The organism is Erysipelothrix piscisicarius (assembly GCF_003931795.1).
GTDB classification, from domain to species: domain Bacteria; phylum Bacillota_I; class Bacilli_A; order Erysipelotrichales; family Erysipelotrichaceae; genus Erysipelothrix; species Erysipelothrix piscisicarius.
This window is the reverse complement of sequence record NZ_CP034234.1, coordinates 1,516,361-1,529,866: the sequence shown is the minus strand read 5'-3', so window position 1 is coordinate 1,529,866 and position 13,506 is coordinate 1,516,361. Positions and strand designations below refer to the sequence as shown.

The 13,506-nt window shown below is 38.0% G+C and carries 14 protein-coding genes; 7 read left to right on the top strand and 7 right to left on the bottom strand.

Annotated elements, in window-relative coordinates:
• Positions 1-6: 6 nt before the first annotated feature.
• Positions 7-861: a DUF885 family protein gene (locus tag EEI45_RS09620; protein WP_228410323.1), complete on the top strand. Its 855-nt coding sequence runs from the start codon at positions 7-9 to the stop codon at positions 859-861.
• A 53-nt stretch (positions 862-914) separates the two neighbouring features.
• Here EEI45_RS09620 and EEI45_RS07585 read toward each other — a convergent pair whose 3' ends face one another.
• Both EEI45_RS07585 and EEI45_RS07580 read right to left on the bottom strand, forming a co-directional pair.
• Positions 915-1,325, bottom strand: a complete 411-nt coding sequence (locus EEI45_RS07585; protein WP_125164768.1) for a DUF2871 domain-containing protein — start codon at positions 1,323-1,325, stop codon at positions 915-917.
• A gap of 12 nt (positions 1,326-1,337) precedes the next feature.
• On the bottom strand, positions 1,338-1,901 hold the full coding sequence (locus tag EEI45_RS07580; protein ID WP_125164767.1) for a TetR/AcrR family transcriptional regulator: 564 nt from the start codon (positions 1,899-1,901) through the stop codon (positions 1,338-1,340).
• 266 nt (positions 1,902-2,167) lie between these two features.
• Between EEI45_RS07580 and EEI45_RS07575 the strand changes: the two genes are divergently transcribed.
• Both EEI45_RS07575 and EEI45_RS07570 read left to right on the top strand, forming a co-directional pair.
• On the top strand, positions 2,168-5,233 hold the full coding sequence (locus EEI45_RS07575) for a polysaccharide lyase 8 family protein (protein ID WP_125164766.1): 3,066 nt from the start codon (positions 2,168-2,170) through the stop codon (positions 5,231-5,233).
• A gap of 196 nt (positions 5,234-5,429) precedes the next feature.
• Positions 5,430-6,470 carry a helix-turn-helix domain-containing protein gene (locus EEI45_RS07570; RefSeq protein ID WP_228410322.1) on the top strand — a complete coding sequence of 347 codons (1,041 nt, stop codon included), beginning with the start codon at positions 5,430-5,432 and terminating at the stop codon, positions 6,468-6,470.
• Between the two features lie 25 nt (positions 6,471-6,495).
• Here EEI45_RS07570 and agaF read toward each other — a convergent pair whose 3' ends face one another.
• Positions 6,496-6,930, bottom strand: a complete 435-nt coding sequence (gene agaF / locus EEI45_RS07565) for a PTS galactosamine/N-acetylgalactosamine transporter subunit IIA (RefSeq protein ID WP_125164765.1) — start codon at positions 6,928-6,930, stop codon at positions 6,496-6,498.
• Between the two features lie 201 nt (positions 6,931-7,131).
• On the opposite strand from agaF, the gene EEI45_RS07560 reads away from it, so the two are divergent.
• A complete protein-coding gene (locus EEI45_RS07560; RefSeq protein WP_125164764.1) occupies positions 7,132-7,461 on the top strand; it encodes a zinc ribbon domain-containing protein YjdM in 330 nt (109 codons plus the stop codon).
• A 40-nt stretch (positions 7,462-7,501) separates the two neighbouring features.
• On the opposite strand, the gene EEI45_RS07555 is transcribed toward EEI45_RS07560, so the two are convergent.
• Positions 7,502-8,224, bottom strand: coding sequence for a glucosamine-6-phosphate deaminase (locus tag EEI45_RS07555; RefSeq protein WP_125164763.1), 723 nt, complete (start codon positions 8,222-8,224; stop codon positions 7,502-7,504).
• 155 nt (positions 8,225-8,379) lie between these two features.
• On the opposite strand from EEI45_RS07555, the gene nagA reads away from it, so the two are divergent.
• The 3 genes from nagA (at position 8,380) to EEI45_RS07540 (ending at position 10,919) form a co-directional block, all read left to right on the top strand.
• Positions 8,380-9,534 (top strand): N-acetylglucosamine-6-phosphate deacetylase, encoded by a 1,155-nt coding sequence (nagA, locus tag EEI45_RS07550; RefSeq protein WP_125164762.1) that lies wholly within the window; start codon positions 8,380-8,382, stop codon positions 9,532-9,534.
• Between the two features lie 60 nt (positions 9,535-9,594).
• Complete coding sequence (locus EEI45_RS07545; RefSeq protein WP_125164761.1) at positions 9,595-10,431, top strand: M15 family metallopeptidase; 837 nt, start codon at positions 9,595-9,597, stop codon at positions 10,429-10,431.
• 92 nt (positions 10,432-10,523) lie between these two features.
• Positions 10,524-10,919, top strand: coding sequence for a hypothetical protein (locus EEI45_RS07540; protein WP_125164760.1), 396 nt, complete (start codon positions 10,524-10,526; stop codon positions 10,917-10,919).
• A gap of 43 nt (positions 10,920-10,962) precedes the next feature.
• Here EEI45_RS07540 and EEI45_RS09615 read toward each other — a convergent pair whose 3' ends face one another.
• The 3 genes from EEI45_RS09615 to EEI45_RS07530 all read right to left on the bottom strand — a co-directional run bounded on the left by EEI45_RS09615 (position 10,963) and on the right by EEI45_RS07530 (position 13,449).
• Positions 10,963-11,307, bottom strand: coding sequence for a hypothetical protein (locus EEI45_RS09615; protein WP_228410321.1), 345 nt, complete (start codon positions 11,305-11,307; stop codon positions 10,963-10,965).
• A 72-nt stretch (positions 11,308-11,379) separates the two neighbouring features.
• A complete protein-coding gene (locus EEI45_RS07535) occupies positions 11,380-12,735 on the bottom strand; it encodes a M3 family metallopeptidase (RefSeq protein WP_228410320.1) in 1,356 nt (451 codons plus the stop codon).
• A gap of 96 nt (positions 12,736-12,831) precedes the next feature.
• Positions 12,832-13,449 carry an ankyrin repeat domain-containing protein gene (locus tag EEI45_RS07530; protein ID WP_125164759.1) on the bottom strand — a complete coding sequence of 206 codons (618 nt, stop codon included), beginning with the start codon at positions 13,447-13,449 and terminating at the stop codon, positions 12,832-12,834.
• Between the last annotated feature and the right edge of the window lie 57 nt (positions 13,450-13,506).

Below are 13,506 nucleotides of genomic sequence, written 5' to 3'. Positions count from 1 at the left end.
TTTCAAATGTGGATTAGTAATCGTCGTATTGAAGTTTATCAACGTTTAAAAGATGTGGAAAGCAGCAATAAACTCTTGGAGTACCAAGAATTTGAAGCCAATCAAACGTCACCTAAGTATCAAGATGCATATGCTTTAATTGATGATCTTTATCTTAAAAGTAAAAATGATTTTCCTGAAATACCCGCAATTCCCTATAAAGTACATCAAATCGATCCTTCTTTAGAAGCAATCTCAAATCCCGCGTTCTACTACGTGCCACCCATTGATAGTGAACTTGAGCATACGCAACGAATCTACATTAATAGCGCGTTTGATCCGGCAAACTTTACAACCTTTGCCCATGAAGCCATTCCAGGCCACATGTATCAAACTCAATATATGCGAAGCATTCAAGGGATGCATCCAATTCGGCTGTACATCCGCAATAATGCAATGACAGAAGGATGGGCTCAGTATGTTGAACAGCTCTCAATCCGTTATCTTGGGGGTCCAGAGGGGTATGAGGCTTACATTCGCGACTTATATGAGTCGATGTACTTAATCTTATTGGAAGTTGATATTGGCATCCATTATAATGATTGGAGTCGTGAAGAAATGGGAGCATTCTTTGATTCCGTCTATGTAAATAACAGTGAATCCGAACGTGATGAAATCTATCGTCAAATCATCCTAGAGCCCGGTAATATATGGAGTTATTACTACGGTGCGATGTCAATCCAAAGCATGAAAGAACGTGCGCAAAGAGAATTGGGAGATGCCTTTGATGAGAAAGCATTCCATAAAATTATTTTGGATTTAGGCAGTGCAAGCTTTGATACTATGGAGACAATTTTTAATGAGTATCTCCATGCGCAATAGAAAAAACACCAATACTTGGAACTAGGTCAGTTCCGTTCCAAGTATTGGTGTTTTTATTTGGCTTCATGTCGTAATATTGTGAAGAAATACATAAGTCCGACGGTCAAGATAATATGACTTAACCCTGCTAGACCTGAGATTGCTGCCGACATTCCCGAAGATAAGGAAAGATTTAGAACCTCGGTGATGCCACGAACGGAAAGCATTAGGGTTGTACTTACAACACCTAAATTATAGGTAATGTAGAAGCGATTCCACTTTGGATTTTTATCAAGATCAAATTTAATAAAGAACAAAGCAACAATGAGCGATAAAATCATACCCAATACCAGTAAATGCGGATGAATGAGACTTAATCGCGTAAATCCAGTAAAACCTTGAAACTTCGTAAATTCACGGTAGAATACTCCACCAACAAGTCCTGCAATTAGATATGCAAAGGACGTATTAATCATCTTTTTCATAGAAACCTCTTTCTACTCATATAAGAGTCGTTTTAAAACTTCCGCAAGAAAGTCAATGTTTGGACTTCCTTTACGTAATGAGATAAAGATATGAAGAAATACAAAATCTAACAAACCATCTTGAGTAAACGAATCTGTAAATGCTGTGGGTTTGATTGTTGGATCTTGTTTCAAAACAACCAAAAGACCCGCACGAATATGATCAACATATTGCATGCCGACATGATGTCCCTCCATTTTTGCTTCTTGATTCATAATCTCCACATGACTCATAAATAAGGAATTGAACTCATCCATATGATGGCGTATCCGCTCATAGATTTGTTCAATAAAATTAACAAAACTGATATTTGTATCAACATTACAGATATCATCATAAAAAACTTGTTTCCAAAAATCTTCGATGACATCTAAAATCAACTTATTTTTTGATGGGAAGTAATTATAAACAGATCCAATGGAGACTTCTGCTTTTTGGGCCAAGTTCCGCATGTTTAATTGATCCAAGCCATCTTTAAAGACAATATCTTTCGCAACTTCAAGGAGCGATTCCTTACTTATTACTGCTTTTTTCATCTAATCACCTCATTACTGAACAGTGTTCATTATACGCCCGTCTTGATAGGGTGTCAACGAAATTGAATTCAGAAAACACCACCCTTTTACACTTACTATCTTATCATAAAGTTCTTAACGATTATCATGTTCGTCAAAAAATATGAGATTTTCACAAAACCGGTTCACCTAAATTTGAAAAAGGTGTTGACACAATGTAATCGTTAACATATAATTCGTTTGTAAACCGGTTTAGGACTAATCTTTAAATTTGAATGGAGACGAAAATGAAGAAACATATGAAAAAAGTGTTCACATTTTTAATGACGCTTGTTGTGTCATTATCGATGGTTGGTGTGCGCAGCGTTACAGCAGATCATAACGATATTGATAAAATTAACCGTAATTATCGTGAATACTTACTTGGGAATGAAACAATTAATAACGATGCAGTCAATGAAAAGAAAATTACATCAATCTACACAAACGGTAAAAAAGCAATGGAATCTATCGTGGGTCATGATGATGAATACATTTCAGGTTTAGTCTTGCGTGGTGGTGGCAAAATCGACCATGACTTGTCCACAAATTTACAAAAATCCTATCAACAACTTAATGCAATTGCCTTGGCTTACTCGATGCCAGGTTCTAAAAACGCTCTTTACCAATCCCCTGAAGCGTTAACGGCTGTTTTAGATGGTATTAAGTGGTTGGGAGATAACTACTTTAATAAAATGGATACGGGTTATTATGGCAACTGGTACAGTTGGGAAATTGGTGTACCACAGAGCCTTTCAAACATCATGTTTTTACTTAGTGATGAAATTGAAGCAGCGCTTCCAGGATTTATTCAAGAATCAGTTATTGCGATGGATTCCTATATCCGTGGTGATGCGAAACCGGGTGACCCTACCATTGGCGATGTAAACCTTGATGCACGTCAACATACGGGTGCAAACCTTACAGACATCACATTCAACCGCATTCTTCAAGGTGCTGTACTTAAGGACGAAGCACGAATTAGTAAAGCCGTTGAAAATTCGATGACCGTATTCAGCACCATCGATCCAAGTAACCTTCAACATGGTGTTACCGATGGTTTCTATGAAGATGGATCATTTGTACAACACTCAACCGTTGCCTATACGGGTTCATATGGAAAAGTATTACTCGGTCGTATTGCACAACTTGTAACAGTACTAGATGGTACAAAATGGCAAAATGATACCTTATTGGATACCGTGCAAGAGTGGATCTATCGTGGATTTGCACCAGTGATGTATGAAGGCTATATGATGGAAATCGTAAAGGGCCGTGCTGTATCACGTAGCGGTTCAGGTTATGGTGATGCATCAAGTGTTATTGAAGCATTTGTGCAATTATCCCAAAGCCTCCCTCAAGCGGAACAACTGAAACTTCAAAGCTATATTAAATACTTAATTGAAAACATTCGTGCAACCATCAATCCTGCAACATTTGTATCAATTCAAAATATTGCAGCTTATGAAGCAATTGTTAAGAATCAAGACATTCAAGCGCTGAATCCATTAGAAATAAACGATCACTATGCATTTAACTTAATGGATAAAGCAATTCATACGCGTGAAGGTTTTGCCTTTGCCCTTTCAAGAAGCTCAAATCGTATTTCAAAATATGAATACATGAGTGGTGAAAACCTACGTTCATGGTTCCAAGGAGATGGTGCATACTACCTCTACCAAAGTGGAAACGATCAAACAAGCATGCACGGGATTAATTTCTATGCAACCGTTGATCACCATAAATTACCAGGAATTACCACGGGGAATGAAGTGCGTCAAACCATTCCAGAACTTTACGGAAAAGATTTCTATGACCGTGCTGAAGGGTTTGAAGCAGGATCCATTACGCAAAATAAATATGTCTACTTCCCATTGGGTACAAATGATTACTCAGGTGATGTGAAAATGGGAATCTATGGTGCGTCCGCAATGCAATTGGGTGATGATGAAGCGTATGCTGATGCGCAAGCAGGATTGCTCCCAGAAGACTTTAAAGTCTATAAAAATGCGGAAGCAAATAAATCATGGTTTATGTTTGATGATGAAATTGTCGCTTTAGGTTCAAACATTCATGATGAAAAGCAACGCGACTTAACAACAACCGTTGAAAATCGTATGTTTGGTGCTGACGATGTGATTCGCCTCAAAGGTGAAACAAAGGATGGAATCCAAACGTTAGAAAACGGTGTTCAAAAAGGATTGAAATGGCTTGCAATGGGTACCGAGGGCGTCAATAAAGACACCGGCTATGTATTCTTTGGAAACCAAGATGTAACTGTAAACACATCAACTAATACCCAAAAATATTCTTACGTGCGTAATAAAACTGTGGGTGCTGCGGATAAAGAAGTAACTCAACAATTCGCAACCGTAACGTATGATCATGATGGTAACGAAACAAGTCAATATGCTTATGCGATTTTACCCAATGCAACTGCAGACCAAACGGAAGCGTATGCGAAAGCAAATCCAATTGAAATCCTTGCACAAGAGGATGGTGTTCATGCGGTACGTCAAAAAGATCTTGGTATGACAGGATACGCATTCTTTGATGGAGCAAATCATACGGTGGAAGATCTAAGCACAAGCAGTAAAATGATTGTGATGCGTAAAGGCTTAACCTTTGCAGTTCAAGATCCAACGCATCAACAAACCCACGTTTCATTTACTTTAGATGGAACTTATGATGTGGTATCAGGTAATGGTAATGCCGTAATTGAAAATGGCAAAACATACATTACCGTGAACACTGAAAATAAAAACGGTGTATCGCAAGATCTTCAGCTTGAAGCCGTGACGGTAACAACACCTGAAGAACCTAAACCAGAAGTTAAACCTGAAACACCGAAAACATTAACACTTGTGGATGATGCGTCCAATGTGGTGATTACCTATACGGAAGGTGATCTACCTGAAAACACAACCTTAAGTGTATCGGTCAACAATAACCTCGTCGTTGACGGATTAAAGAATACAGTCGGCTATGACATTACGCTTCGAAGTGATGGCAGTTCTGTACAACCAAAAAATCCAGTTAATGTTTCAATTGAACCGAAAAAATCTCTAGATCGTGCCACCCTACAGGTGTATCATGAAACTAAAGACGGATTTGAATCGCTTGCATGGGTTGCAGATGGAACACGTATTGCCTTTGATACAGCATCCTTCTCGCTCTTTGCCTTAGGCGAAAAAGATGTTAAGGTATTCCCATCAACCGGTGTTACACCTCAAAATGTCCTACCATTTGTCGGGGTTCTCGTTGTGGTTGGGGGATGCTTTATCCTTTACGGAAAACGTAAAAACAAAAAATAATATATCGAAAAAGCACATGTGTGCTTTTTCGTCTTATAGGAGGTAAGCAATGTATCAAAAAACTACATGACCGCAGTTTTTAAAATACGGTCATGCAACCGATAAACCCAGCACCTATCCGGTCATTTCAAAAATTCTAGAAAATAAAAAAACCAATGCGCTTACAGCTGTCTCAGAGGAAACAAACATTCGTGTTGTGGAAGGCATTGCGGTTATCTTGGTTGAGGATGCGGAAGGAAATCGCGAACGGTTTGTTATTCATCGAACGGCAGTAATTCACCCTCACATTCGTTATGCTTTGATGCCAATTACCCAAAGTGCAATGGTTGAAATATCCTATCAAACTGAAGGACAACCAACCATGATTGAAACCAGTTTGGAAGCGGAAATTGAATATGTTTCCATCAAACCACAATTTAGTGTCAGTGAAATCTATTCCTATTACTACAATGTAAAGGAAAAAAATTATCACTTTGAAGGTGAGACCCATAAATATTGGGAACTTACGTATGTGGATGCAGGCGTATTAACAACAGAAATTGAAGGTAAATCCTTTCCTTTAGAAAACCAAGAAATGATTTTATACTTTCCAGGTCAATTCCATACTCAATCGGTATTGGGAGAAAATGCATGTTCATACCTAACCATTATGTTCGATATGAATATGCTCCCCAAATCCATTGCACACATTCAAAATCGTGTTATGAGTTGTGGTAATGAACTGTATACGTTAATGAATCATTTTATTCGCCAATGCACCATTCTTGAACAAGAACAAAGTCCTTTTGCGAAAGATCTGATGGTTTCATATCTTCAAGAAATTATGATTCTTCTATTTCAATACGATGAACCAACAAGAAGCCACAACACATCCAACCCCATTCAAGTTAATTTTGAAAATGAAATGATGGATGAAATTTATACATATATTCAAGCAAACATTCATCGACCTTTATCCGTTGAAGACATCTGCAATCAATTTGCGATATCCCGTTCTGCTTTACAATTACTTTTTAATAAGTACTTTGATATGCCACCAAAACAGTATATCAATGAACAAAAACTTGAACGTGCGAAACATTTAATCCTTGAAGGCAAGTATCCGATTACGGATGTTGCTTTAAAACTTGGATTCAGTTCGATTCATTATTTCTCGCGGAAGTTTAAACAACACTTTGGCTTTGCCCCAAGTGAATATGCGCAAAAAATCTATACACAAGAAAAAGGTCCTCGCTAATGCGGGGACCTTTTGATGTATATAATTAAATTCCGTCTGAGAAATCGTCAGAAGCGTCATCTGCTTCGGGCATTTCAAAGAGTTCAACTTGGGAAGCACCTGTTTCAGCAAGTGATTTCTCAAAGTCGTAAACAGCAGGCTCACTTAAACGCATTAAACTTGCTTCAAGGAGCATTGGTAGGTTTGTTCCTGCAAGAACATGAACATCAGTTTGGTTCATTGCGATCATTACGGATTCTTTAAAAGGTGTACCACCTTTTAAATCTGTAAAGACAAAAACACCTTCACCTGTATTTACTTCAGCAATCGCTTCTTTAAGATCGCTTGATAATTTTTCAGGACCAGCTTCTTCTAAAAATAAAACACTCTTATATTGAGGTTGTGCACCTGCAATAAGTTCAACGGATGAAGATAAACCTTCTGCAAATCTTCCGTGACCTGTAACGATAATTCCGATCATAGTATGAATCTCCTTTTAAAATATACTATTCTTGAAAAGAATTTTATGTGAGGCCAATCCCATAAAATGGAGCAACTTCTCAAGGTAACAATACAAATAGCATTATAAATTATTAACCGTCTAACTTCAAGTCTAATTTGCAACTCTTAGCGTTCCACGGTATACTCATAAATAGATAAGAAGAAATAAAGGAGCGATACAATGACATTACCAAATTGTCCTCAGTGTACTTCCGAGTACACTTATGAAGATCGAGATTTATTCGTATGTCCAGAATGTGGTCATGAATGGAATGCCTTGAGCACTCAAGAATCAATGCTTGTAGTCAAAGATGCACATGGAACGGTGCTTGCGGACGGAGATGATATCGTCATCACTAAAGACCTCAAAGTTAAAGGGGCATCCAGTGCATTGAAACAAGGTACTAAAGTGAAAAACATTAAACTTGTGGAGGGCGATCACAATATAGATTGTCGCATCGAAAGCTTTGGTGCCATGAGTCTCAAATCAGAATTTGTAAAGAAAGCATAAGCTTTCTTTTTTATTCGAAAAAAAAAGGCCGTTTCCGGTCTTATTGATATTTTGAAAGGTCAAGTAAAGCAGCTGCAGCTTTATCAACAATGACAATTACATCATCGTGATTTTGAAGTGCACTTGCAGGACAGTCTTCAGTTGGTGTTCCTTCCATCATATTGTATACAGCATCTTTTTTCGCATCGCCATAAGCAAATAATACGATTTTTTGAGCTGACATAATGGATTTAATTCCCATTGAATATGCATAACGTGGAACGTCTTCTTTCGTTTCGAAGAAACGTGCATTGGCTTCAATGGTAGATTCTCTAAGTGATACTTTTTGTGTTAATCCTTCAAATGATGCCCCTGGCTCATTAAAACCAATATGACCATTGATTCCAAGTCCTAAAATTTGAACATCAATTGGATTTGAAGCAATAATCTCATCATAACGTTTGCATTCTTTTTCCGCATCTTCTTCTAAACCATTTGGTAAGTAGTTAATCTTAAATGGTTTTTTACTGAAGAAATGCTTGTTCATGAAATAATGGTAACTTTGATCATGATCTGCTCCAATACCAATATATTCATCCAAGTTAATTGAGATAACATTTGAGAAATCTAAATCACTTGCGGTAATTTTATCGTAGAATGAAATCGGTGTGCTCCCTGTAGCTAAACCGAATACATTTAATTTTCCTTCATTTAATTCTTTACTAATGAGTTCGAAACCTAACGCTGCTCCTGCATCGCTGTTTTCCACAACATATAATTTCATATTGAATAACCTCTCTTCTTTCTCCCATATATTATAAGGGTTCGAATCAATAAAGCAAACCAAAACAACAACAAAACTAATGTTTATTATAATTGTGTTACGAATTAAGAGTGCTATAATTAGATGGTAAACAAAGGTTACAAGGAGGAATTACGATGTTAATTATAAACGGACGTATATATTTAGAAGACCGCGTAATCGAAAACGGTTATGTGCTTACAGAAAATGAAACCATTAAGGCATTTGGTTTAATGGAAAATGTTCCCGCTTACTCGGGAGAAATTGTGGATGCAAAGGGAATGAATGTTTTACCAGGGTTCATTGATCAACACATTCATGGTGCAAACGGTGCTGATAATATGGATGGAACTGAAGAAGCAGTCGCAACCATTGCACGTTTCTTACCAAAAGAAGGAACAACTTCTTATTGTGCTACAACGATGACGCAATCCGTTGAAGCGGTAGAAAAAGCTTTGGGTGAGATTGTAAAGTATGCGAAAAATCATAATAAACCTGGAGAAGCAGAAATTGTAGGGATTCACTTAGAAGGGCCTTTCATTTCCGCAAAACATATTGGAGCTCAAAATCCTAAATATGTTTTAAAACCAACACTTGAAGCATTTGATCATTTCTGGGATGTCTCAGAAGGGATGATTAAAGTGATTACGTATGCACCTGAAGAAGCAGAAATTGGATTTACCGATCACTTACGTTCGTTAAATGTTGTGCCATCTGCAGGTCATACCGATGCAACATGCCAACAAATTGAAGATGAAATTGAAAATGGTCTTTCAAACTTAACACACTTCCATAATGCGATGAAACCACACCATCACCGTGAACCCGGTGCTGTTACAGCGGGTTTTATGAATCCAACACTTAAAGCCGAAATGATCTGTGATGGTATTCATTTAAATCCGGATGTTGTGAAAGCGACATACCAAATTAAGGGTGCCGAAAACTTTATCGTGATTACAGACTCAATGCGTGCGAAAGGACTTCCCGATGGTAATTATGACCTTGGTGGTCAAGAAGTTATTAAAAAAGGGAAAGAATGCCGTATTGCAACAGGATCTCTTGCAGGTTCGGTAGCGGAAATGGACTTTGTAGTACGTAACATCAAACACTTTACGGGCGCACCTATGCATGATCTCGTGAAGATGTCATCAGAAAATGCTGCGAAACACTTAGAAATCTTTGGACGCAAAGGAAGCATTGCGATCAATAAAGACGCAGACCTTGTCATTTGTGATGATGATATTAATGTACAAACAACAATATGCCGTGGGGTTATTGGATACCAAAAATAATCCCATTAAGGATTCTTCGGAATCCTTTTTTTTATGAGTTGAATACGATAGAATAGGGATATGAAGAAAAAATATCAAATTATCGTAGGAATTCTCTTTTTCCTGATTACGGGTTGTAATTCAGCCAAACCTGAAATGACCGAACCCATTATTCAAAATGACGTGACGCTAGAAGGCGTTGATTTAATCGATGATTACATGCGTGTCTTGAAGTTTTATGAACAGCGTGATGTGCTTTCAACTCATCGCATGGCATATCTCGAACTTAAAGATCATTTGGGAAGCATTCAAACCATGGAGGAATTGAAACAGTTTGAAGACAAACTAAATGCATTCGCTAAGGAATTGGATGATGTCTATCAAATGGACGAAGGAGCCCGTGTTTATCGCAAAGGGCTGTTAATTGTTGATCGTGGTCATTGTTTACCACCAAGTTATGAACCTGGACCGCGCTATGAAGCTGAAAATCAATTTTTATACATGCAAGCAGCTGCTCTTAAAGAAGGTGTAGTTTTAACCAAAATCAGCAGTTATCACACCCATGAATTCCAAAATCAATTGTATGAAGGTAATAAGGAACGGTATGGCATTGAACGAGCTCATCGTTATGGTGGTCAAGATGGCTGTTCGGAACACCGAAGTGGGTATGGATTTGATATCGGTGGTGATGACATTGAAACGTGGAATGAGATGGCGTTCGTTGAGACCCAAGCGTATCAATGGCTTCAAAACAATGCGTATCAATTTGGCTTTATTCTCCGATATCCAGAAGGAAAAGAAGCGGAAACAGGTTATGCATTTCAACCTTGGCATTATCGTTATGTAGGCGCAATTTCAGAAAAAATCATCAAGGCCAATATGAGTTTGGATGCATACCTCAATCAGTTTCCTTTTTAAAATTGTACCTATGAATTCCTTTGAATCTTTAAAAATGATGTGAATTTAAGGAAACAATCATGGTATATTTTACTAAAGGAGGTTTATTATTTATGGAACCTTGTAATAAAAAATTAGCCAATCTTATACCCGAAGGTGATCATGTGTTTGGTGAAGTTTTAAACCAAATTCAGCGTTTACGTACTGAAGCACAAGCGCATGAAAATAAACATTGGAATGATGATTTTGAAGCGTATTGTGATAACATCACAGAATTTATAAAAAAACAAAAAGCCTTATCCGGCACGACCATTCATGAATGTTTGGATATTATTAAAGCAATTCGAAAAAGTGGTCAAACAGCCCAACGTGTTGAAACGGGTCAAATTGCGGAAAAAGCATTGCTAGCAGATTATGACATGGACCTTGCATATCGAAATGATGAAGGCTACGACAAACTCTGCAATGCTTTACTGGTGATTATTGAAGATTCCCAACAAACAACCTAAAAAAAGCCGAGACATCGTCGTGATGCTTCGGCTTTTTTTTGAATTACTTCATTTGTTCGGTAAGGTCGACAATTTCATCAATCATCGCACCAATATGCTCTATTGTATGACGGAGCGGTGCATCGGTTGAAAGATCAACATCTACCATTTGTGCCAGTTCCAGCGGCGTTTTGGTTCCACCAGCTTTTAAAACATCTTTCCATCGTTCGATATCTAAAGTACCGTTCAAGACTTTTTGACTGACTTCAGTTGCGATGGTTAATCCAGCACTGTAAGTGTATGGGTATAGACCCATATAGTAATGTGGTTGACGCATCCATGTGAGTTCCACATTAGGATTAATCATGACAACATCACCCCAAAACGCTTCAAGTACCGATCGTTTCATCGCATTAAGTCCTGCAGTTGAAAGTGGTTTACCGGCATCAACGGCACGGTATACTTCACGCTGATAGGCAGCTTAAAGGAGGTGGGGAACAAAATTATGATAGTAGGTACGGCTGATCATCGTTGATAATACCCAACGTTTAAAGCGGGGATCATCCGATTGTGTCGTAAGATGATTTGCCATGATGAGTTCATTCATCGTTGAGGGTGCCTCGATAAAGTATAGAGAAGGGCGTGTATCATAAATATTCTGATTTTGTCCGGCAAGGTAGAAATGACCTGCATGTCCTAACTCATGAGCTAAGACAAAGACTTCACGCATACGTTCAGTCCAACTAATGAGAACATAAGGATGTGCCCCATATGGACTTGAACAGAATGCCCCGGTTGATTTTCCAATATTTTGTGGGAAATCAATCCAACGTTCATCAAATGCTCGATTTACCATGGCGAGATAATCTTCACCAAGAATGCTTAACCCTTCAAGTAATTTCTCGCGCGATGCTTCAATTGAAATATCGGGTTCAAACCCTGGATCTAATGGCATGAGTAAATCATAAAATGACATCGTATCCAAACCATGAACAGATTGGAGTAATTGCGCGTATTTACGCATATGTGGTGCAAGATGTTCAGTAATCAAATCAATTTGACGATCATACATATCTCGTGATACTTCTTGATCGAAGAGCAGATAATCGATGACTGAATCGAATCCCTTATGGGTTGAAAGTGCTTTTTCCTTAAGAACTTGGGTTTGATACACCTCTGCGAAGGTATGTTGGTACTCCGCAAGTTTTCCATAGAACTCTTCAAATGCCTTATGACGTACATCGTGGTCAATTTCATATTCCCACTCGCCCTCAAAAAGGACAAAACTGTTTGGGTATGATTTGCCATTGACTTCAAAATCATCAAAACTCATATCTTGAAGTTTACCACGATTATAGATGCTGTAAGGAGCATCCAATGCAGCATTTAATGCGGTTACAGCGGCTTCTACCTCAGGTGAAAGCGCATGTGGTTTTTCACGAAGAATTTGTTTTAAGAACCCTTTACTAAAATCGTTGAGTTGTACTGCATTTTCGAGTGTCTCACTGTCGTTTCCCGAAATTTCAGATGTAAAGAACGCTAACTTATTTGAAATTTCAGTAGTACGAATTGCATAAAGACCATAACGTTGAATTGTTTCTTCATTGGATTGATCCGCAGAAGCACTGAGGCTGTTGTAAGTGCCTAGGTGCACCATTTTCTCATACATTGGTGCATAGACACCCAATGCTTCAACAATATTCTCAGGTGTGTTTAATTGCCCTTTATAAGTTGAGACAAATGTATCCACTTCTTTCTCAAGTGAATCAAATGTTCGATTGTAGTCATCTTCAGTTTTAAAAAGACCCCGTAAATCCCATGTATGTTCAGGATTCACATCACTACGGTGTACTAATTTTGTGCCATAAAACCTCCTAATTTTGACTATTATATCCAAATTCGACGGAAATAAGAAAAAAGATGAGTGAAATCCTCATCCTTTTGGTATATAATTCATCACTTTATGATTTCGGTACAGTTCAAAAATAGACTTACGCGTGTTTGTGGCTCCACGAATGTCAGAACCCTTATCAATGAGTAATCCGAACACACGACGAATATCTTCTTCAAATTCATAATCAACAATTCCCAAATCAATATTAATCACATCCAAAACAGCTCGCATAAGAGGCGTATTTCCAAATGAATCTTGACCATGGATATCCGCGCCTTCATCAAGCAAGAGTTTAAGACAAGCAAGATGCTTGTCAAAAAGAACTCCATCGTTTTTAGGGCCATCTCGTTGAGGTCGGGGATAACGTGAATGATTCAAGGCTTCACTAATGGCAACGTGTAAAATGGGTTGTTGCCAATGTTCGAGTTCACCTTGAACCATAAAGTTAACATTATCCTTTGTTTCAATAATTAACTGAGCAATTTCAAGACGACTGTTTTGAATTGCTTCTTGTAGTGGGGATTGCAAACGATCACCTGAAGGGTGAGATACGACGTGTGGGTCGTTGATAAGGATTGTCTGAACTGAATCAATGTCATTATGATGAATTGCTTCGATCAATTCATTCAAAATATCAATCCTTTCTGCATTAATCATAGCACACTTCTAGGTTTAAACCAAAAAACACCCTCCACGATGGAAGGTGTTGGTTTG

Bases quoted from the DNA above. Each gene is read 5' to 3' on its own strand.
- EEI45_RS09620 (WP_228410323.1), top strand. From the start codon at position 7: ATGTGGATTAGTAATCGTCGTATTGAAGTTTATCAACGTTTAAAAGAT.
- EEI45_RS07530 (WP_125164759.1), bottom strand. From the start codon at position 13,449: ATGATTAATGCAGAAAGGATTGATATTTTGAATGAATTGATCGAAGCA.
- EEI45_RS07540 (WP_125164760.1), top strand. From the start codon at position 10,524: ATGGAACCTTGTAATAAAAAATTAGCCAATCTTATACCCGAAGGTGAT.
- EEI45_RS07580 (WP_125164767.1), bottom strand. From the start codon at position 1,901: ATGAAAAAAGCAGTAATAAGTAAGGAATCGCTCCTTGAAGTTGCGAAA.
- EEI45_RS07560 (WP_125164764.1), top strand. From the start codon at position 7,132: ATGACATTACCAAATTGTCCTCAGTGTACTTCCGAGTACACTTATGAA.
- nagA (WP_125164762.1), top strand. From the start codon at position 8,380: ATGTTAATTATAAACGGACGTATATATTTAGAAGACCGCGTAATCGAA.
- EEI45_RS09615 (WP_228410321.1), bottom strand. From the start codon at position 11,307: ATGAAACGATCGGTACTTGAAGCGTTTTGGGGTGATGTTGTCATGATT.
- agaF (WP_125164765.1), bottom strand. From the start codon at position 6,930: ATGATCGGAATTATCGTTACAGGTCACGGAAGATTTGCAGAAGGTTTA.
- EEI45_RS07575 (WP_125164766.1), top strand. From the start codon at position 2,168: ATGAAGAAACATATGAAAAAAGTGTTCACATTTTTAATGACGCTTGTT.
- EEI45_RS07585 (WP_125164768.1), bottom strand. From the start codon at position 1,325: ATGAAAAAGATGATTAATACGTCCTTTGCATATCTAATTGCAGGACTT.
- EEI45_RS07555 (WP_125164763.1), bottom strand. From the start codon at position 8,224: ATGAAATTATATGTTGTGGAAAACAGCGATGCAGGAGCAGCGTTAGGT.
- EEI45_RS07545 (WP_125164761.1), top strand. From the start codon at position 9,595: ATGAAGAAAAAATATCAAATTATCGTAGGAATTCTCTTTTTCCTGATT.